This window comes from Paenibacillus typhae (assembly GCF_900099765.1).
Lineage (GTDB): Bacteria > Bacillota > Bacilli > Paenibacillales > Paenibacillaceae > Paenibacillus_AQ > Paenibacillus_AQ typhae.
On the sequence record NZ_FNDX01000051.1, the window covers coordinates 1 to 20,098 of the forward strand.

Consider the following 20,098-nt stretch of genomic DNA (forward strand, 5'->3'; position numbering starts at 1 on the left):
GTTTTTTTAGAAACCCGTAAAGAGACGTTCTATAAGTCCAGAAGACGAAGTGAATCGTCTGTGGGAAGGGAGTCCGAGGGGCTCATAGTACCAAGGAACCTAAGGACAACATAACCTTAGGGAGGGAAGGAGCCCTGCTTTGTTCATGTTTCACCAAGAGGTACGAGTCCGTGAATGCCCAAAGCGGCTAACGACACGCAAGAAAACACTCAAGAACTCGACAGGGGAAACTAGGTCATGGGCCAAGGCCAGAATGCTGCATGCCCATGAATGACGAACATCGGAAAGCCGTATGAGGGAAAACCTCACGTACGGTTTGATGAGGAGGGGCTGAATTTATTCAGCCCTTTACTCTAGCAGGAATCCTATGATGCTTCAGGTAATTAAATGTTTGGATTATACCTCATAGGGGTATGTGAGAAGGGAACCCTAAACTATATAAGGAGTTGTATAACTATGCTGCTGGAACAGTACCAAGCCTGTATCGAAGCATGTCAGAAGTGTATAACCGCCTGTAACTACTGCTTTTCCTCCTGTCTTAAAGAAAAGAATCTAGACATGATGAAGGAATGCATCCGTCTGGACCGTGAATGTGCGGATCTCTGTGAATTAACCGCCAAAAGTCTGGCTGCATCGGCGGACTATGTGCATGAGCTGTGCCGGCTGTGCGCAGAAGCCTGTGAACGCTGCGGCAACGAATGCAGCCGGCATGAAGCAGAGCACTGCCGTGCTTGTGCAGAAGCCTGTTATGCCTGTGCCGAAGCTTGCCGCACCATGGCTGCGGCCTAAACGCAGAAAAGATACTGTTGAATCAGTCGGGATGTCTCCTCAGCCGTCAGGGAGCATCCCGTTTTCTGTTTTTTCGGATCCATGGACCGCCTGTTACGAGAAATGGGCGCATTTTTTTATGAAACCATTAACGCTTGATGTCATTTTCGTATTATACTGGGTTAAAGCGATAAACCAAAATATAAGCTACATAGAGCGAAATAGGGAGTGAATAGAACTTTGTCACTTTATGTCATGAAATTCGGAGGCAGCTCCGTCGGCGACATTGAACGTATGAAACGGGTCGCTAAGCGCATCGCAGACAAGCAGGATGAAGGACACCGCTGCGTTGTGGTTGTATCCGCTATGGGGGATACTACGGATGATCTGATTGACCAGGCCAAGGCGCTGAATGAGCAGCCGCCGGCGCGTGAAATGGATATGCTGATGACAACCGGCGAACAGATCTCGGTTGCGCTGCTGTCCATCGCATTGCACGGGATCGGCAGAGATGCCGTCTCTTATACAGGCTGGCAGGCAGGGTTCCGTACAGATGAAACCCACGGCCGGGCCCGGATCAACGAAATCGTTCCGCGGCGTGTGCTGGAGTCGCTGGAGCGCGAACAGATCGTAATTGTGGCCGGCTTTCAGGGGATGACACTGGACGGCGAGATTACAACACTGGGACGCGGAGGCTCCGATACAACCGCAGTGGCACTGGCAGCTGCGATCAAGGCGGATGTCTGCGAGATTTATACCGATGTGGACGGCATTTATTCCACTGATCCGCGGATCGTCAAGACGGCGCGCAAGCTGAAGGAAATCTCCTATGACGAGATGCTGGAGCTGGCCAATCTGGGCGCGGCGGTACTCCACCCCCGGGCTGTAGAGTATGCCAAAAGATATCAGGTGAAGCTGGTCGTCAGATCAAGCTTTAATCATAATGAAGGTACTGTAGTTAAGGAGGAAGCAAGCATGGAGCAGGGAGTAGTAGTAAGCGGGATCGCATATGACAAGAATGTGGCGCGGATCAGTATTCTGGGAGTGCCGGATGTGCCGGGTGTTCTTGCCCAGGTATTCGGCAAGCTGGCCGCTGAAGGCGTCGATGTGGATATTATCGTGCAGAGCGGCGTTCAGAACGGCACAGCCGACTTTTCCTTTACAGTAGGGCTAGGCGATTTGGCCCGGGCCAAGGAGGTTATTGAAGGGCTGCACAGCGAGCTGCCTTACCGTGAAGTAACCTCGGAAGACAATCTGGTCAAAGTTTCAATCGTCGGTGCAGGGATGGTCAGCCATCCGGGTGTTGCCGCGCAGATGTTCGAAGTGATCTCCGGCCAGGGCGTAAGCATCAAGATGGTCAGCACCTCCGAAATCAAGGTGTCCTGTGTCATTGAATCCGGCAACCTTCAACAGATTATTCAGGCGCTTCACACCGCGTATAACCTGGATACTGAAGAGCAGGCCTTCGTTGGCGGGCCCAAGGACCGCAGATAGGGATTAGAGCAGGGATGTTTCTTCAGCCTGAGGGCTGGGGGACATCCCTTTTTTAATTAGAGATACTGCCCGCAGATAATGCCCCTGGTGTCCGTTAGATTCTGCAGGAGCAGGGAATTCCGGAAATAACGTCATTTGAGTCCGTTACGTTTGATAAGTTACCTGGATTTAGTTGAAAATATATCCGGGAGTTTTAAAGAAAGAGCCTGTATTCCGCCGGTTGCCGGGGATTACAGGCTCTTTTTCATAATCAATGCAGCTAACTCAGCCGTCTGAACCGGCCCACGATCTCTACCGTCTCCAGCACGTTCACGAACGATTTCGGGTCCGTCTCGAGAATGGTCTTGCGCAGCTCGGCCAGCTCATAGCGTGTTGTAACGGTCATCAGCATGGTGTTGCCTTCATGACTGTATCCGCCCTCCGCATTGACCACGGTAACCCCGTGGGGCAGCTGGGTAAGCCGGCTGAGCATCTTGTCGCGTTCCTTGGTGACGATGAAGCAGGTCAGCTTGACGTGGCGGATATGAATCATATCTACGACCCGGCTTTTGACAAATATACAGAGCATGGCATAGAGGGCGGAATCCCAGCTTTTGAAAAAGCCCAGGCTCAGGATGACCAGACCGTCCAGCACGAACAGTACAGTCCCCATCGGAATATCGCGTTTGCGGGTAATGATCGAGCCCAAAATATCAAATCCCCCGGAAGAGCCCCCCGCACGAAGCGAAAACCCTACCCCGCAGGCAATAATGACACCGCCGAAAATGCTGGCCAGGATGGGGTCCTTGGTCAGCTTGATGACCGGTATGACCGTCAGGAACCAGGTGGTGGAGATGACAGACAGCATGCTTAAGCATATGTATTTTTTGCCTACGGCCACAAAGCCCCAGATCAGAATCGGAAAGTTGATTGCAAAATAGTACAGTGAAATATACTTGGGATTTGTGAGATAACCGATAATGGAAGCCGTCCCGGCCACCCCGCCGCTCAGCAGCTGATGCGGAATGAGAAACAGCCGGAGGCCGCTGGCTACCAGAAAAGCTGAAAGAATGATGACAGCTACATCTTTTACCTGCCTCGCTACTGTGCTTGATACTAGCGGTACTACGAGATTACGAACCTGCATGCTAAAATTCCCCTCTTTTTTTCTTAGTCTATCCAATGACATAAGCTTCTATTTCCCGTTTGTTGATTAACAAATTTATTTTATCACACTGATGATATTTTTTTATGAATTGTTTCTCTATGATTTCTTTCACATCTCGGTTGCGGCTGTGCCTATTTTCGCTTGTCTAAAGTGGACAGCTTGCGCATATCCATGGATAACAGCAGATTTTTGAATAAAAGGAGCTGAACCGATTGGACAAGTATGTTAGCTGGATGGCGATTTTGCGGCTGCTGTCCGGCAGTGTGGAGATTACGGCGGCGCTGATTATGCTGAAGCTGAACCAGGTGGACAAGGCGCTGGCGGTTAATTCAGGACTGGCTCTCGTAGGGCCGACGATTCTCATTCTGACAACAGCTGTCGGGCTTACGGGGATGGCGCAGGAGCTGTCCTGGGGCAAGCTGGGCTGGATCGGCTGCGGGGTGGCTTTTCTCTTAATCGGTATTCTAAAAAAATGATAGATGATAGGCATAAAGCTCAGGTACAAGCATAAATATGGAATAAAGCTATAAAAGTACAGGACAGCTTGGGGGTACATTGTATGGCTAATGACTGGCTTTTCCTGTTTCCCGAAAAAGTAAGGGCGCTGCTGAGCGGACTTCCCGCCCATCTTCTGGCGAGGCTGGAGGAGGTCAGGGTCCGGGAAAGGCGCCCGCTGGAGATTAACTACTCCGGCAAATACCATTTCCTCTGCGAAAACGGCAGCCTGACCCAGCTTCCCGCAGAAGCGTACAAGCCAAGCCGGGAGGATACGCACCGGCTGCTTGATCTCATCAGCAATCATTCCCTCTATACGATGGAAGAGGAGCTGCGCAAGGGCTTTATCACGATTCCCGGCGGACACCGGATCGGCCTTTCCGGCCGGACAGTGCTCAGCGGAGGCGGGGTTGAGCACCTGCGCGACATTACCGGCTTCAATGTCCGGATTGCCCGCGAGCTACCGGGCATCGCCGACAGCGTGCTGCCCTATCTGGTGGAGCGGGGGCGGCAGCGGATCATGCATACGCTGATCCTCTCGCCCCCGCAGCACGGCAAGACCACGCTGCTGCGTGATCTCGCCAGGCAGATCTCCGCAGGCAGCGAGGCCGGACGAGACGGCGGCCGCCCCGGCCTTAAGGTCGGCATCGTGGACGAGCGCTCGGAGATCGCCGGCAGCCGCCGCGGCATCCCGGCCTTTGATGTCGGGCCGCGCACCGACATCCTCGACGGCTGCCCGAAAGCGGAGGGGATGATGATGATGATCCGCTCCCTCTCGCCGGAGGTGCTGATTGCCGATGAGATCGGCCGCCATGAGGATGCCGAAGCGGTGACGGAAGCGCTGCATGCCGGAATCTCCGTGGTAGCCACGGCCCACGGCAAGGAAGTGGCCGAGCTGGCCCGGCGTCCGGGCCTGGGGGGACTGCTGGAGCACCGGATGTTCGAGCGGTACGTCATTCTGCACCGCACCGGGGCAGGGCTGACCTTCCGCATTCTGGACGGGCAGAAGCGCGGGCTGCTGCTCATAACGCCGGAAGAGCAGCAAGGCGGTGAACGCCGTGCTTAAACTGCTGGGTGCAGTGCTGGTTGTGCTGGCCGGGACACTGGCGGGGTTCACCCGGGCTGCCCAGTATGCAGACAGGCCACGGAACATCAGGGGGCTGATCGCAGCACTCCAGCGGCTGGAGACAGAAATACTATACGGCTATACCCCGCTGCCGGAGGCGCTGCGCCGGATCGGGCAGCAGTCGAAGGGGCCGCTGCAGGATTTTTTTACCGCCGCTGCGCAGGAGATGAGCCCGCCGCTGGATCACAGTGCAGAGGAGGCCTTCCGCCGGGCAATGGAGCTTCACTTCCGGTCCGCTGCCCTGAAGGGGGCAGAGCGGGAAATTCTCCGCCAGCTGAGCTGCACCTTGGGAACAAGCGACAGGTCAAATCAGAGCACGCATATTGCACTGGCTTTGCAGCAATTGAAGCAGGAGGAGACGGCGGCCAGAGAGGATCAGGGCAAATATGAAAAAATGAGCAAAAGCCTGGGTCTGCTGCTTGGAGTACTGATCGTCATTTTGATCTTTTAGCGAGGTGCCAGGAATGAATATTGAGGTAAATGCGATTTTTCAAATCGCCGGCATCGGCATCATCATTGCCATGATCCATACGGTACTCAAGCAGATGGGCAAGGAGGATATCGCCCACTGGGTAACGATCGTCGGGTTTATCATCGTGCTGTTCATGGTGATCCGGATGCTGGACGGACTGCTTCAGGAAATCAAAACGATTTTTCTTTTTCAGTAGGCAGGCAGTATGGAAATTATCCAGGTAGTAGGAATAGGACTGTTGTCGACGGTGCTGATCCTCGTGCTGAAGGAGCAAAAGCCGATGTTCGCCTTTCTGCTGACTACGGCAGCGGGCATTCTGATCTTTCTGTTCCTGATCGGCAAAATCGGCACGATTCTCGGGACGCTGGAGCGGGTGGCGGAGTCCTCGGGGATGGAGATGATCTACATCAAAACTGTATTTAAAATCATCGGAATTTCCTATATCGCGGAGTTCGGGGCGCAGATCGTGCGCGATGCCGGGCAGGAATCCATTGCCTCGAAGATCGAGCTGGCCGGCAAGGTCCTGATCATGGTGCTGGCCGTGCCGATCATCAGCATTATTATCGAAACAGTGATGAAGCTGCTGCCTGCCTGAACCGCGGTCGGAGCGGGAGCAGGCGGAGAAAGGCGGGGAATGCAGGAAATGCGGATGCACAGAACTTCTAAATTAAAAATACTGCTGCCGCTTCTGCCCTTTCTGCTGCTGCTCTGGTGCGGGGGAACCGCTTGGGCAACCGGCGCTCCGCCGCAGGCTTCAGGTGCTCCGCCGCAGTCTTCAAGCGGGACCTCATCACCCGTAGACGGGTGGGTCAAGGGTCAGGTGGAGAACCTGCCGCTGGACGGGGTTGAGTCCTACTGGGACCAGCTGATGCGGGAATACGGCGGATTCTTCCCGGACGGACAGACCCCGTCGCTGATGGATATGCTGCTTCCCGGCGAGGACGGCCTAAGCTTTGCAGGTGTGCTGTCAGGCCTGGGCAAATTCATGTGGCATGAGGTGCTCTACAACGGTAAGCTGCTGGTCACGATCGTTATGGTGAGCGTGCTCAGCATGATTCTGGAGACGCTGCAGACCGCTTTTGAACGCAAGGCCGTCAGCAAAATTGCTTATATGCTCTGCTATATGGTCGTGCTCGTCATCGCTGTCAACAGCTTCAACATAGCGATCGGCTATGCAAAGGATGCAATCGACCGGATGATTGATTTCATGATGGCGATGATTCCGCTGCTGTTCGCGCTTCTCGCTTCGATGGGCAACATCGTCACGGTTTCCGTCACGCATCCGCTGATTGTGTTCATGATTCATACGGTCGGCACGCTGATTCACACAATCGTATTCCCGCTGCTCTTTTTCTCGGCGGTGCTGCATCTGGTAAGCGCCATATCGGAGAAATACAAGCTGACCCAGCTGGCTAATCTGCTGCGCAATGTCGGGGCCGGACTGCTGGGGGTGCTGCTGACGGTGTTCCTCGGCGTTATATCAGTCAGAGGTATCACCAGCTCGGTGACGGACGGTGTGACGATCCGCGCCGCCAAGTATATCACCGGAAATTTCGTGCCTGTCATCGGCAAAATGTTCGCAGACGCCACGGACACCGTCATCTCGGCTTCGCTGCTGGTTAAGAATGCAATCGGGCTCTCAGGCGTCATCATCATCCTGTTCCTGTGCGCATTTCCGGCGATCAAAATCCTGATTCTGGCGCTCATCTACAATGTCGCTGCAGCGGTCATGCAGCCCCTCGGCGAGACGCCAATCGTGTCCTGCCTGCAGACGATCGGCAAAAGCATGATTTACGTCTTTGCCGCTCTGGCCGCCGTCTCCCTGATGTTCTTTCTGGCCGTGACGATCATGCTGACTGCAGGCAATGTCACGGTGATGATGAGGTGAGGCCAGCCGGTTCAACCGGTTCAGAATAAGGCGGATGCCTACTAACGTTCAGGGGGTTAAATGTATGACCTGGTTAGGCGGATGGCTGCGGGAGCTCATTCTGGTAGTCCTGATGGCTGCCTTCGTAGAGATGCTGCTTCCGGGCAAGTCGATGGAGCGTTACGCCAGGCTGGTGCTCAGCCTGCTGGTTCTGCTGACGATGCTGAGCCCGATTGTCTCCCTGCTGAAAGGGGATGCCGCGAAGGAGCTGAGCGTGGCTCTGGGACAGCAGGAGCAGCAGGGCGGACTGCTCTCCGGGTCAGGCCGGGGCGCAGGTGAGCTGGAGCAGATTCTGGCCGACGGGCGGAGGCTGGCCGCAGGGGCGAAGGAGCAGGGCCTGCAGCTGGCTGCAGAGGAAGTGGCCGGCCAGATGCAGGAGCAGGTTGCCGGAAGTACAGGCCTGCAGGGGATCAAGGTGACGGTGAAGCTCGGGCTGGGCAAAGCGTCCGGCCTGGGCGGCGAAGAGGTTCCTGTAATTACCGCAGTCACCGTGTCCCTGCCGGCGTCAGCCGGAGCAGGCCAGGCCGGGGTGGCAGGCACAGGAGAAACGGACAGCCCTTCAGGTTCTGAACCGATCCGGATTGAACCGGTGGTGCCTGTACAAGTGCAGATTGGCGGGGGCTCCTCCGGCGGAGCGATGGAAGTAACAGCCGGGTCAAGAGGCAGTGCTTCCGGTGCAGGAGCTGACGGAGAGAAGGCAGCAGCAGGCACAGGGGATGCAGCGGCTGACGAAATTAAGAAGCTGCTGGAAACGAATTGGAATCTGCAGCCCGGCATCATCCGGGTCTCCGGCAGTACAGCCGGTACCGGGAAATCTTAAGAAGCAGCGCTAATGATGAGGGGGGAAAAGAAGTGGCCAACTGGTTAAAAAAGCTGGAGCAATGGGCAGGCGGAGGCTCCGGCAGTCCGAAAAGGAGTCATACCTTCCGCTGGCTGATCATTTTGGGACTGCTGGGTGTGGCGATCATGCTGTTCAACTCCTTCGTGAACGTGAAGAAGCTCGACAGCGAGAATACGGGGCGTGAACCGCCGCCTGTCGAGTCCTCGCAGACCACCCTGCAGCAGGGGGATCTTAATAACTCCGGCACTTTTGACAGTATTGAGCAGGCGATGGAGGAACGCACCAAGGAAATCCTGGAGAAAATCGTCGGTGTCGGAACGGTGGACATCATGGTTACTGTAGAGTCTACAGAGGAGATCGTTGTGACGCGGAATATGAATGATTCGCAGCAGCTCAGTGAAGAGACCGATGCCAGCGGCGGCAAGCGCCATACCACGCAATACACCAGGGATGGTGAAATCGTCACCTACAGCCAGTCGGGTGATGAGACTCCGATCATTACCAAACGGATCAAGCCGCAGGTGCGCGGCGTACTTGTGGTAGCCAAAGGCGCCGAAAATAAGGTTGTCCGCGGATTGATTGAAGAGGCCATCCAGAAAGGCCTGAATGTGCCAAGCTACCGCATTTCCGTTGTGCCGCGCAAGCAGGAATAGGCGGACAGATCAGCAATAAGTCCAATATTATTATTAGGAGGAAAAGAAAATGAAGGGCAAAAGACAAACGATTTGGTTGGTTTCCATGCTCAGCTTGATGGTGGTGCTGTCGGCTTACTACTTATTTACTGAAGACACCGGGGCTTCCATTCCCAAGGAAACAGCAGGAACCATCCAGGTGGACAGCTCGAATAACGGCACAGGTACAGCGGATTCTGCGGTGCTCGACAACGGTCTGGTTATCAATGAAGTGGATACGCAAGGTGCACTCAGCACGGATGCCGGTTCCGAGGCTGCCGCTACGACAGAAGACACCGCGGCTGAAGATGCTGCAGCAGCGGCTGTCACCGACCCGGCTGCTGACACAGCCAGCAGCGAAACAGCGGCTGCACCGGATAAGAGCAGCACGGACAGCGCCAAGGAAGACACTGCTGCAGCAACTGACAAAACAGCCGGTGAGCAGACAGCGGCAAGCGATGATAAAGCAGCCGCTGATACCTCTGCAGACAGCGCCACGGCTTCCACTGAGGGCACCCCAGCCAAGGGTGATGAGGAAATTCTGAAGGAAGTAGCCGCACAAAGCGCATCCGCAAGCAGCATGTTCACCAACTATTTGTTTGAACGTGAACAGCAGAACCTGAAGAACTACAATGATCTGATCGCCCAGATTAACGACATGAGCAAGACACCGGCCGAGAACGCAGTGGTACAGGAGCAGCTCAGCAAGCTTGAGGAAAAAGAATCCAAAATCAGCGATATCGAGACCCAGCTCCAGCAGAAATACGGTGAGGCCATCGTCAAGGAGGAAACCGGAAACAGCTACACCGTGGTTGTGCTGAGCGACAAGCTGGACGTGAAACAGGCCGTTGGCATCGTGGATCTGGTAATGAAGGAACTGAGCGTTAGCCAGGACAAGATCCGGGTCCAATACGTATCTGAGCAATAATTACCGGTATAAAAAAGCGAAAAATGCCGAAAGAGCTCGGGCAAGTCCCGGGCTCTTTCCATTTCTAGCGTTTGTGATATAATACATAAAGTTATCATGATGAAAGCGACCTCAGATTTGCGTTATCCCTGAAGCCATGCTTCAAAAGAGAAACGGTGAGGCCGTTTTTTGCTTGAAAGATTAAGAAAGGATTTATTTTACGCTATCCTTTATCCTTATCTTTTTCGCAGAAACGGGAACCGTCCTTTTTGGGACAGCGTAACCGTTTCAACTTATCCGTAACAGAAAAGTGGCTTCGAGAGAAAGCTGAAGGAGTGAACGATTAAATGTTCAAGTTAAGCGAGATTAAGGAATTGATTAAATTGCTGGACCAGACCTCCTCCGTACATGAGCTGGAGATTGAAAGCGAAGGAATGAAGCTGGCTATACGTAAACCGGATCGACCTGAAGCTGATGGCAATGCAATCCAGGCGGCTCCTTATGTCTATCCCTTTACGCCAGCACCGCAGCCGCACAGCCCGCAGCATGTTGCACCTACGGCCCCAAGCGAGATCCCGGCTGCCGTACAGCCGCAGTCTTCCCCTGCCGAAGGAGCATTACATAAAATTGTTTCTCCAATGGTAGGAACCTTCTATAGTGCCGCTTCTCCGGAATCGCCGTCCTTTGTCAAGGTGGGAGACCGTGTAAATGAGAAATCCACTGTCTGCATCATTGAAGCGATGAAACTGATGAATGAGCTGGAAGCGGAAGTAAGAGGCGAAATCGTATCTGTGCTTGCCGAGAACGGCCAGCTTGTAGAATACGGGCAGCCGCTGTTTCTGGTAAAGCCGGAGTAACTGCCGCAGTACTAGAACAAGAGGGCTGACAGGCCTCGTTAAACTTTGGGAGGAAACGCATGAACATTCAAAAAGTGCTGATTGCCAACCGCGGTGAAATCGCGGTGCGCATCATTAGAGCCTGCCGCGAAATGGGCATTTCCACCGTCGCGGTCTATTCAGAGCCTGACCGGGATTCACTGCATGTCCGGCTGGCAGATGAGGCTTATTGCATCGGTCCGATGCCGTCCAAGGACAGTTATTTGAACTTTACCAATATTATGAGCGTCGCTACATTAACAGAGTGCGATGCGATTCATCCCGGATACGGGTTCCTGGCTGAGAATGCTGATTTTGCCGAGATCTGCGAATCCTGCAATATCACCTTTATCGGTCCTTCCCCTGATGCCATCACCCGGATGGGGGACAAGGCTGTAGCGAAGGACACTATGAAGCTGGCCGGCGTTCCAGTTATCCCGGGCTCTGACGGCCTGGTGGGCGATGTAGAGGAAGCGGTCATGCTGGGCCGTGACATCGGCTACCCGATCATCGTGAAGGCTACAGCAGGCGGCGGAGGCAAAGGCATCCGCATCGCTGAAGACGAGGAATCCCTGGTGAAGCAGATTACTGCTGCCCAGCAGGAAGCCCAAAAAGCCTTCGGCAACGCCGGCGTCTACCTGGAGAAATTCCTGACCGGAATGAAGCATGTGGAAATCCAGATAATTGCCGATAATCACGGGAATGTCGTCCATCTGGGCGAACGGGACTGCTCTGTGCAGCGCCGCCGCCAGAAGCTGGTCGAAGAGGCTCCGTGTTCCGTGCTGACCCCGGAGATCCGTGAAGCGATGGGGCAGGCGGCTGTACGTGCAGCGCAGGCCGTGAATTACTCCGGAGCGGGTACCCTGGAGTTTCTGCTGGGTCCGGACGGACAGTTCTATTTCATGGAGATGAACACCAGAATCCAGGTCGAGCATCCCGTAACGGAGATGGTAACCGGCGTGGATCTGATCAAGGAAATGATCTCTGTGGCTGAGGGCAATCCGCTCTCCTTTACCCAGGAAGATATCGTGATCAACGGCGTGTCGATTGAGTGCCGCATTAACGCCGAAGATCCGGACAAGAACTTTATGCCTTCACCGGGCAAAATAGGCTTTTACCTGCCGCCGGGCGGACTGGGTGTGCGGGTGGACAGCGGGGCTTACCCCGGCTACACCATCTCGCCGTTTTATGATTCCATGATTGCCAAGCTGATCGTCTGGGCGCCGACGCGCCAGGAGGCAGTTGCGAAGATGAAGCGGGCGCTGGCCGAATTTGCTGTGGAAGGCATACATACCACGATTCCGTTCCACCAGAAGCTGCTGGAGCATCCGGTATTCCTGGACGGGAATTTTGATATCAAGTTCCTCGAAGAGTATGAAATTTAGGACGGCTTCTCATTGTTTGTCATAAAGTTCGGCAAATGATATAGTATGTTTAATAAGAGACGTGCTCTCCGCTATAAATATTGAACAACTTTTTTATTGAAAGGGTTGAAGTCCAAGATGAGTACATTGCCGACGGAATACGAACGTACGGAGATCGGCGAGATCCAGATTGCTCCGGAAGTAATCGAGGTTATCGCAGGTTTGGCTACCGTAGAGGTTAGAGGCGTGGCCGGCATGAGCGGCGGATTCGCCGGAGGGATTGTGGAGCTTCTCGGCCGCAAGAACCTGTCCAAAGGAGTAAAGGTAGAGGTTGGACAACGCGAGGCTGCCGTAGACGTGTCCGTGATTATTGAATACGGCAACCGTATTCCGGAAGTAGCCGGGGAGATTCAGCGCAATGTTAAGCGTTCCATCGAGACTATGACCGGTCTGACTGTAGTGGAAGTGAACGTGCATGTCCATGACGTCCAGTTCAAAACAACAGCGAATACGGACAAGAGCGAAGATACAGAAGCGGTTCACCGCGTGAAATAAGGGCCCTCGGTTATCCATAAACCCCCGACAGCACCGTCGAGGGTTTACTCTAATTTAAGGAGGTTATGAGACTCGTGGCAAAAATTTTGGACAGGCTTCTGCTGTTTATCTACAGCTTAAGCATCGGAATATTATCTGTAATTGCCATTCTCCTCCTGAGCGGCGCAATTCCGGATACGGTCGAGATCCAGGATGGCCCGGCCGCCTATATTGCAGCCATCGCAGTGGCAGTCATTCTGTTTCTGCTCAGCATCCGTTTCTTCTACATCTCCCTGCGCCGTGACCGGGCCTCCCAGCCGTCAGTGGATCAGCGTACGGAGTACGGGGATATCCAGATTTCGATGGAAACCATTGAGAACCTGAGCTTGAAGGCCGCAGGCAAGGTTAAGGGGATCCGGGACCTGAAGTCGCGTATCCGCGTGTCACAGGCAGGACTTGAGATTATGATCCGTGCGGTAGTCGACGGTGAGCATTCGCTCCCGCTGCTGACCACAGAGGTTCAGCGTCAGGTGCATGATTTCGTGCAGGAGACGACCGGGATTCCGGTTGCAGACGTTTCGGTCTATATTGCCAACCTCACACAGTCTCCAAGCTTCAAAAGTCGAGTGGAATAGAGGTGAGTTTCCCTTATGCCCTGGAAAGAAGTATGGGAAAGTCACGGGGGCAGAATCGCCGGAGTAACGTTCGGTATTGTGCTTGGCCTGATTTATCTGATTAGCGGTTTTTGGGATATGCTGTTCTTTGCACTGGTAGTGTTCATCGGATATACGCTTGGCAAAAGAAAGGATACGGCGCAGCCGCCCCTGTTCGTCTGGCAGGAGCTGGTAGAGCGGCTGTCCGGACGCTGGCGTCCCTTCAAATGAACCGCGATAGCCTTTCTCCCGGAGCCTGGAACCCGTTTCGTTTGCGTTGACAGGCCTGCCGGGTGAAGGGCTGCGCGGTTTTTTGGGTTATTAGATGGCAACTAGATGGAAAATAGCCACTTAAATTCTCGGAATATTCTTGGATGGCAATACTAGTTGGAAAATCACCACTTCATTGACAGCGAATTCGCGTATAGAGGGGATTTGGTGTGAAATAAGTGGCGTATTTCCAACTAAACATCGTAAATGACGAGAATTTACGGAATTAAGTGGCGAAAATCCACTTAATGTTTGAGTTTGGCTTCTACAGCAGCTGTAGGGCTATCTACAAATCGTTTAACTGTATTTCGTACAATTAGATACCGACATATACACCCCAGTACAGCCCCGGCCGGTTTTTGACTGTACGAAATACAATTAGGGATAAAGCAGACGGTTTTGTGCTGAGAATAATAATTGTGATTCTAAAGAATGAATGGTTGACGGAAACAATGCTTTACGATATAAAATGCGAGATAAGACTGTAGGAGGAACACATGAAGAGACGTTTAGCAAGAGAGATTATTGTCCAGAGCCTGTACCAGATGGAAATGAATGATGTGGATAGTGCGGAAGCGGTGGAAATGCTGATTGCTGAGGCATCCGAGGAAAATGAAAGCGAGCATGTCATCACAGACGAGACAGAGCTGAAGGCGTATGTTGTGCAGCATGTGAACGGCGTATGGGAGCATAAAGTGGCCATCGACGATATGCTGGAGCATTACCTGAAGGGCTGGCAGATGAGCCGTTTGTCACGGGTAGACCGCCAGATTCTGCGTCTGGCAACCTTTGAAATGGTCTTTGCAGACGATGTGCCCGCCAAGGTAGCGGTCAACGAGGCGATTGATCTGGCTAAGCATTTCGGCACAGAGGACTCCGGCAAATTCGTGAACGGTGTACTCGGCAAAATGATCCAGGAAATTGACAAGCTGAAAAGCGAGCTGTAAGGCCGGAGAAGTACCCGGGCAGGGACCGGAGAAGCCAACCAGCGGTAATTGGCCTGTAAACCGGGCATACCCGGCAGCAGACAAGCAGTATACGATTAGTAGACAAGCAGTATCGCGTATTACCAGCCATTTATGCTTCAACCACACTTCTTGAGCAGATAAAAAGGGGAGAGACTTACATGACAGCAGCAATCATCAGCGGTAAACAGGTATCCGACGAAATTCGTATTGACATCGCACAGCAGGTGAAGGGCCTGGCAGAGCACGGTGTAAAGCCCGGTCTTGCTGTCGTTCTTGTTGGTGAAGACCCGGCATCCCAGGTCTACGTCCGGAATAAGGAGAAATCCAGCACTGAGCTTGGCTTCCACTCGGAAGTGCACAGACTCGATGCATCTACAACCCAGGAAGAGCTGCTTGCCCTGGTGGCAGAGCTGAACAGCCGTAATGATATCGACGGTATTCTTGTTCAGCTGCCGCTGCCTAAGCATATTGAGGAGAAGGCGGTTATTGACGCTATTGCGGTGGAGAAGGACGTGGACGGCTTTCATCCGATCAATGTGGGCAATCTGGTCATCGGTGATGACAGCCTGCTGCCTTGTACACCAGCCGGTTGCATCGAGCTGATCAAGCGGACGGGAACCGGAATTTCCGGCAAGCATGCTGTCGTAATCGGCCGAAGCAATATCGTCGGCAAACCGGTCTCCCTGCTGCTGCAGCGCGAGAATGCGACCGTAACGATGTGCCATTCCCGCACGGCGAATATGGCGGAAATCTGCCGTCAGGCAGATATTCTGGTAGTAGCGATCGGCCGGGCGAATTTCATCGACGGCTCGTATGTGAAGCCGGGGGCTGTGGTGATTGATGTCGGCATGAACCGGCTGGATAACGGCAAGCTTGCCGGCGACGTGGATTATGAGAGCGCACGGGAGGTTGCCGGATACATTACACCTGTACCCGGCGGCGTAGGCCCGATGACCATTACCATGCTGATGAGCAATACGCTGATTGCGGCCAAACGCCGCCGCGGCCTGGAATAGGCACTGCTTATGGCGGCAGAACGGCAGGTCTTATCCATTAAGGATCTTAACAAATATATCCGCATGAAGCTGGATTCGGATGTTCTCCTGTCCGATGTATGGGTCCGAGGGGAAATCTCCAATTTCACTCATCACGGCAGCGGACATATGTATTTTACGCTGAAGGATGAGAGCAGCCGGATCAAGTCCATTATGTTCGCTTCACATAACCAGCGTCTCCCCTTTGTCCCGAAGGAAGGGACAAAGGTTATCGCCAGAGGTAATGTAACGGTATACGAACGGGATGGGCAATACCAGTTCTACGCAACCCACATGCAGCCCGACGGCATCGGCAGCCTGTATATGGCCTACGAGCAGCTGAAGCGGAAGCTGGAGCAGGAAGGGCTGTTCGCAGCGGACCGCAAGCGGCCGCTGCCGCGCTTTCCGCGCGTCGTGGGGGTTGTCACCTCGCCGACCGGGGCGGCTGTGCGGGATATTATTATCACGCTGCAGCGGCGCTTTCCGCAGGTAGCGGTGGTGCTGTATCCCGTGCTGGTGCAGGGCAAAGGAGCCGGGCCTTCCATCGTGAAGGCTATACAGAACCTGAATGCCATGGGCGAGGCCGACGTGCTGATTGTCGGCCGCGGGGGCGGCTCACTGGAGGAACTGTGGGCCTTCAACGAAGAAGCCGTAGCGCGGGCGATTGCCGGCTCCGGCATTCCGGTGATCTCGGCAGTCGGTCATGAGACCGACTTCACGATCGCCGATTTCGCCGCCGATCTGCGGGCGGCGACCCCTACAGCGGCGGCTGAGCTGGCTGTGCCGCATGCCGCCGAGCTTGCCTCGCAGCTGCGCACGGCACAGCTGCGGCTGCGCCAGGGCCTGCTGCGCCGCTCCCAGCGCGGCGGCGAGCGCCTGGCCTCGCTGCAGCGCTCGCTGGAGCTGGTCGGCCCGCGCCGCCAGCTGGCCCAGCACGCGCAGCGGCTGGACATGCTGCGCGCGGCGCTGAGCCGCGCAGCCGAAACCCGGCACCGCCGGGCGCAGGAGCGCCAGGCGGTGGTGCACGCAAGGCTGCAGCGGTTCCACCCGCAGGCCAGCGTGAATGCGGCCCGGCAGCGCACTGAGGGCATCACCCGCACGCTTGCGGGTGCGATGCAGGCGCGCCTGCGGGACAAGCGTGCCCGCTACGTCTCGGAGCTGCGCTCGCTCGACGCGCTCAGCCCGCTGAAGGTCATGTCGCGCGGATACAGCCTCGTGTATGACGAGAAGGAAGAGCATGTAATCAAATCGCTGAAGGAAGTTGAGCTCGGCGATGTGGTCAACATAAAGCTGAATGACGGACAGCTTAGCTGCCAGGTCTGGGGAATGAAGGAGGATGGCAAAGACGATGACAAAGGAAGCGGAACTGGATTTTGAAGGGGCAATGGAGCAGCTGGAGGCAATCGTCCGTGAGCTTGAGCACGGCGACGTTCCCCTGGAGAAGGCCATTGACCTGTTTCAGCAGGGGATGAAGCTGTCGCAGCTGTGCGGCAGCAAGCTGGAGCAGGTGGAGCGCAAGATTGAAATGATTACCGAGATGGACGGGGAACTGCGCAAGAAGCCTTTCGGCGCCCGGCTGGAAGGGGACAGCGATGAGCAGGTCTGAGCATAACGCGGAAATGAAGGCTGCTGACGTGGAACGGCAGCCGCTCCCGGAATATATCGCAGGAGTAACGGAAGCGGTGCTGCAGGAGCTGGAGACTACCCTCCCGAAAGCTTGGAACGTTCCGGGCAATTTGAAGGATGCGATGAACTATTCCTTGCAGGCCGGAGGCAAGCGCCTGCGTCCGCTGCTGGTTGTCGCAGCCTGCGAGGCGCTTGGCGGCAGCCGGGAAGCTGCGCTGCCGGTGGCAGCGGCCATTGAGATGGTGCATACCTATTCGCTGATTCATGACGATCTTCCGGCGATGGATAATGATGATTACCGGCGGGGCAAGCTCACGAGTCATAAAGTATTTGGCGAAGCAACGGCAATTCTGGCCGGTGATGCACTGCTGACCCATGCGTTTTACAGCGTGGTCCAGTCTTCCCGCCGTTATGGAGTGCCTGCAGAGCAGGTACTCTCCATTGTCGAGGAGCTGGCCGAAATGGCCGGTCCGCGCGGTATGGTCGGCGGACAGGTAGCCGATATGGAAGGCGAGCAGGGGCTCACCAGTCTGGAGCAGCTTCAGTATATCCACCGCCACAAGACCGGGGATCTGATCGTATTCTCCATGCTGGCCGGCGGACGGATCGCCGGTGCAGACCCTGCACAGCTGGAAGCGCTGCGCGAATTCGGCACACAGATCGGCCTGGCTTTTCAGGTGCAGGATGATATCCTTGATCTGGTCGGCGACGAGAGTAAGCTCGGCAAGAAGACCGGCAGCGACATCAAGCAGCAAAAGGTGACTTACCCTTACTTTATCGGGCTGGAAGCCTCGCGTGCCGAGGTTGAGAAGCTGACTGAAGCTGCCCGCAGCGCTGTGCTCAGCGGGGGCTTCAAGGATAATTCACGCCTGCTGGAAATCGCATCTTACCTGATGTCCAGAGACCATTAAAGAAAATTCCGAAGCGGCTGTATTTCGACAGCCGTTTCGTTTGTGTTATAATGGGGTTTATATTTTACAACATCTAGGAAAGCGGGGAAGACTCGTGCTGCTTCCAAATATAAATGATCCGCAGCAACTCAAATCTTTATCAGTGCCAGAGCTGAACTCCCTTGCAGAGGAGATCCGTACGTTTCTGATTGAGAAGCTGACTGCGACCGGCGGGCATCTGGGATCCAACCTAGGGGTAGTGGAGCTTACGCTGGCGCTGCATTACTGCTATGACAGTCCCCGGGATAAAATGATATATGATGTAGGACACCAGGCATATGTCCACAAAATCCTGACCGGACGGCAGGACCGCTTCGACACGCTCCGCAAGAAGGACGGACTGTGCGGCTTTGTGAAGCGCTCGGAGAGCGAGCATGATGTCTGGGAAGCCGGACACAGCAGCACCTCTCTGTCTGCAGCTATGGGTATGGCTATGGCGCGTGACCTCAAGGGCGAGGACAACAAGGTTATTGCTGTGATCGGTGACGGTGCACTGACCGGCGGGATGGCCTTTGAAGCGCTGAATCATATCGGGCATGAACGCCGCAAGCTGATGGTAATCCTCAACGATAATGAGATGTCCATTGCGCCGAACGTCGGGGCAATGCACAATTACCTGAGCAAAATCCGTTCAGACCGCCATTACCTGCGGGCCAAGGATGAAGTGGAAGGGCTGCTGCGGAGAATTCCGGCAATCGGCGGCAAGCTGGCCAAAACGGCTGAGAAGCTGAAGGACAGCCTTAAATATATGATGGTACCCGGCGTGCTGTTCGAGGAGCTGGGCTTCACCTATCTCGGGCCGGTAGACGGTCATGATATTGAGAAGATGATCGACACCTTCCATCAGGCGGACAATGTACACGGGCCTGTACTGGTGCATGTGCTGACCACCAAAGGCAAAGGCTACAAGCCGGCCGAGACTGATTTCTACAAATCCCATGCCATTTCTCCATACAAAATTGAATCCGGACAATCCCTTAAGGCGGTCGATAAGCCGCCGATGTACACCGAGGTATTCGGGGAGGCGCTGATTGAGCTGGGCCGCGAGGACAAACGGCTGATCGCGGTCACTCCGGCCATGCCGGGAGGCTCGGGACTGTTCCCGTTCGCCAAGGAATTCCCGGACCGGATGATTGATGTCGGCATCGCCGAGCAGCATGCGGCTACGCTGTGTGCAGCACTGGCTATGGAAGGAATGAAGCCGGTATATGCGGTGTATTCCACCTTCATGCAGCGGGCCTATGATCAGATTCTGCATGACATCTGCCGCCACAACGCCAATGTGATGTTCGCCATTGACCGTGCAGGCTTTGTCGGTGCGGATGGAGAGACCCATCAGGGCGTCTATGATATCGCTTTTATGCGTCATATCCCGAATATGGTCATCATGATGCCTAAGGATGAAAACGAGCTGCGCCACATGATGAAGACGGCGCTGGAATACAATGACGGACCGATTGCTTACCGTTATCCGCGGATTGACGGAACCGGTGTGGCTCTGGATAAGGAGATGCATACGATCCCGATTGGCTCATGGGAACGCCTGCGTACCGGCGACGATTACGCTGTGCTTGCCTGCGGGCCGATGGTTCAGGTTGCCGAAGAAGCGGCGGAGCTCTTGAAACGTGAAGGCATTCAGGTTGGAGTCGTAAATGCACGCTTCCAGAAGCCGCTCGACAATTCGATGCTGCTTGAGCTGGCTAATGCCGGAACCTCAATGATTGTTATGGAGGAGGCAAGCGAAGCGGGCAGCCTGGGCAGCGCTGTGCTGGAGTTCTTTGCATCCCAGGAGATCTATGATGCCAGAGTGCATCTGATGGGCGTGCCGGATATCTTTATTGAGCATGGCTCCGTCAAAGAGCAGCGTCAGCAGACCGGCCTGACCGTTGAAGCCTTGTGTGCACGGATCAAAGCGATGAAGGCACTGAGCAAATATACGTACAAGTCGACTTCCACTTCCTGAATAATGGAAGTGG

General features: G+C 54.8%; 23 protein-coding genes. 22 read left to right on the top strand and 1 reads right to left on the bottom strand.

Annotation, left to right across the window (positions count from 1 at the left end; all coding sequences use genetic code 11):
* Window positions 1-456: 456 nt before the first annotated feature.
* Both BLR64_RS26040 and BLR64_RS26045 read left to right on the top strand, forming a co-directional pair.
* A complete protein-coding gene (locus tag BLR64_RS26040; RefSeq protein ID WP_090719109.1) occupies window positions 457-789 on the top strand; it encodes a four-helix bundle copper-binding protein in 333 nt (110 codons plus the stop codon).
* Window positions 790-1,008: 219 nt separating this feature from the next.
* Window positions 1,009-2,262, top strand: coding sequence for an aspartate kinase (locus tag BLR64_RS26045; RefSeq protein ID WP_068728591.1), 1,254 nt, complete (start codon window positions 1,009-1,011; stop codon window positions 2,260-2,262).
* 259 nt (window positions 2,263-2,521) lie between these two features.
* Here the strand turns inward: BLR64_RS26045 and BLR64_RS26050 are convergent, their stop codons facing one another.
* Window positions 2,522-3,388 (bottom strand): YitT family protein, encoded by an 867-nt coding sequence (locus tag BLR64_RS26050; RefSeq protein ID WP_208607237.1) that lies wholly within the window; start codon window positions 3,386-3,388, stop codon window positions 2,522-2,524.
* 233 nt (window positions 3,389-3,621) lie between these two features.
* Between BLR64_RS26050 and BLR64_RS26055 the strand changes: the two genes are divergently transcribed.
* The 20 genes from BLR64_RS26055 (at window position 3,622) to dxs (ending at window position 20,085) form a co-directional block, all read left to right on the top strand.
* Complete coding sequence (locus BLR64_RS26055) at window positions 3,622-3,885, top strand: YqhV family protein (protein ID WP_372238272.1); 264 nt, start codon at window positions 3,622-3,624, stop codon at window positions 3,883-3,885.
* Window positions 3,886-3,968: 83 nt separating this feature from the next.
* A complete protein-coding gene (spoIIIAA, locus tag BLR64_RS26060) occupies window positions 3,969-4,970 on the top strand; it encodes a stage III sporulation protein AA (protein ID WP_090719111.1) in 1,002 nt (333 codons plus the stop codon).
* Window positions 4,963-5,481, top strand: a complete 519-nt coding sequence (gene spoIIIAB / locus BLR64_RS26065) for a stage III sporulation protein SpoIIIAB (RefSeq protein WP_068728594.1) — start codon at window positions 4,963-4,965, stop codon at window positions 5,479-5,481. The genes spoIIIAA and spoIIIAB overlap by 8 nt, the downstream gene beginning before the upstream one ends.
* Before the next feature lie 13 nt (window positions 5,482-5,494).
* Window positions 5,495-5,698 carry a stage III sporulation protein AC gene (gene spoIIIAC, locus BLR64_RS26070; RefSeq protein ID WP_020426549.1) on the top strand — a complete coding sequence of 68 codons (204 nt, stop codon included), beginning with the start codon at window positions 5,495-5,497 and terminating at the stop codon, window positions 5,696-5,698.
* 9 nt (window positions 5,699-5,707) lie between these two features.
* Window positions 5,708-6,097, top strand: a complete 390-nt coding sequence (spoIIIAD, locus tag BLR64_RS26075) for a stage III sporulation protein AD (RefSeq protein WP_039875230.1) — start codon at window positions 5,708-5,710, stop codon at window positions 6,095-6,097.
* Between the two features lie 54 nt (window positions 6,098-6,151).
* On the top strand, window positions 6,152-7,390 hold the full coding sequence (gene spoIIIAE / locus BLR64_RS26080; protein ID WP_167360785.1) for a stage III sporulation protein AE: 1,239 nt from the start codon (window positions 6,152-6,154) through the stop codon (window positions 7,388-7,390).
* Window positions 7,391-7,454: 64 nt separating this feature from the next.
* Window positions 7,455-8,249 (top strand): stage III sporulation protein AF, encoded by a 795-nt coding sequence (locus tag BLR64_RS26085; RefSeq protein ID WP_167360786.1) that lies wholly within the window; start codon window positions 7,455-7,457, stop codon window positions 8,247-8,249.
* Window positions 8,250-8,281: 32 nt separating this feature from the next.
* A complete protein-coding gene (gene spoIIIAG / locus BLR64_RS26090; protein WP_090719117.1) occupies window positions 8,282-8,923 on the top strand; it encodes a stage III sporulation protein AG in 642 nt (213 codons plus the stop codon).
* A 49-nt stretch (window positions 8,924-8,972) separates the two neighbouring features.
* Window positions 8,973-9,869, top strand: coding sequence for a SpoIIIAH-like family protein (locus tag BLR64_RS26095; RefSeq protein ID WP_090719119.1), 897 nt, complete (start codon window positions 8,973-8,975; stop codon window positions 9,867-9,869).
* 326 nt (window positions 9,870-10,195) lie between these two features.
* On the top strand, window positions 10,196-10,705 hold the full coding sequence (accB, locus tag BLR64_RS26100) for an acetyl-CoA carboxylase biotin carboxyl carrier protein (RefSeq protein ID WP_090719121.1): 510 nt from the start codon (window positions 10,196-10,198) through the stop codon (window positions 10,703-10,705).
* A gap of 59 nt (window positions 10,706-10,764) precedes the next feature.
* Window positions 10,765-12,108: an acetyl-CoA carboxylase biotin carboxylase subunit gene (accC, locus tag BLR64_RS26105; RefSeq protein ID WP_090719123.1), complete on the top strand. Its 1,344-nt coding sequence runs from the start codon at window positions 10,765-10,767 to the stop codon at window positions 12,106-12,108.
* 117 nt (window positions 12,109-12,225) lie between these two features.
* Window positions 12,226-12,642 carry an Asp23/Gls24 family envelope stress response protein gene (locus BLR64_RS26110; protein ID WP_068728599.1) on the top strand — a complete coding sequence of 139 codons (417 nt, stop codon included), beginning with the start codon at window positions 12,226-12,228 and terminating at the stop codon, window positions 12,640-12,642.
* A 74-nt stretch (window positions 12,643-12,716) separates the two neighbouring features.
* Complete coding sequence (gene amaP, locus BLR64_RS26115) at window positions 12,717-13,256, top strand: alkaline shock response membrane anchor protein AmaP (protein ID WP_068728600.1); 540 nt, start codon at window positions 12,717-12,719, stop codon at window positions 13,254-13,256.
* A 15-nt stretch (window positions 13,257-13,271) separates the two neighbouring features.
* Window positions 13,272-13,505, top strand: coding sequence for a DUF2273 domain-containing protein (locus BLR64_RS26120; protein WP_090719125.1), 234 nt, complete (start codon window positions 13,272-13,274; stop codon window positions 13,503-13,505).
* A gap of 536 nt (window positions 13,506-14,041) precedes the next feature.
* A complete protein-coding gene (gene nusB / locus BLR64_RS26125; protein ID WP_090719127.1) occupies window positions 14,042-14,491 on the top strand; it encodes a transcription antitermination factor NusB in 450 nt (149 codons plus the stop codon).
* Between the two features lie 179 nt (window positions 14,492-14,670).
* Complete coding sequence (gene folD, locus BLR64_RS26130; RefSeq protein WP_090719129.1) at window positions 14,671-15,528, top strand: bifunctional methylenetetrahydrofolate dehydrogenase/methenyltetrahydrofolate cyclohydrolase FolD; 858 nt, start codon at window positions 14,671-14,673, stop codon at window positions 15,526-15,528.
* 9 nt (window positions 15,529-15,537) lie between these two features.
* Window positions 15,538-16,923, top strand: a complete 1,386-nt coding sequence (gene xseA, locus BLR64_RS26135) for an exodeoxyribonuclease VII large subunit (RefSeq protein ID WP_090719132.1) — start codon at window positions 15,538-15,540, stop codon at window positions 16,921-16,923.
* Entirely contained in the window at window positions 16,895-17,152 is a 258-nt protein-coding gene (xseB, locus tag BLR64_RS26140; protein WP_068722135.1) for an exodeoxyribonuclease VII small subunit, read from the top strand. The genes xseA and xseB overlap by 29 nt, the downstream gene beginning before the upstream one ends.
* A 13-nt stretch (window positions 17,153-17,165) precedes the next feature.
* Window positions 17,166-18,083 (top strand): polyprenyl synthetase family protein, encoded by a 918-nt coding sequence (locus BLR64_RS26145; RefSeq protein WP_090719180.1) that lies wholly within the window; start codon window positions 17,166-17,168, stop codon window positions 18,081-18,083.
* A 94-nt stretch (window positions 18,084-18,177) separates the two neighbouring features.
* Window positions 18,178-20,085, top strand: a complete 1,908-nt coding sequence (gene dxs / locus BLR64_RS26150; protein WP_090719134.1) for a 1-deoxy-D-xylulose-5-phosphate synthase — start codon at window positions 18,178-18,180, stop codon at window positions 20,083-20,085.
* Window positions 20,086-20,098: the final 13 nt, after the last annotated feature.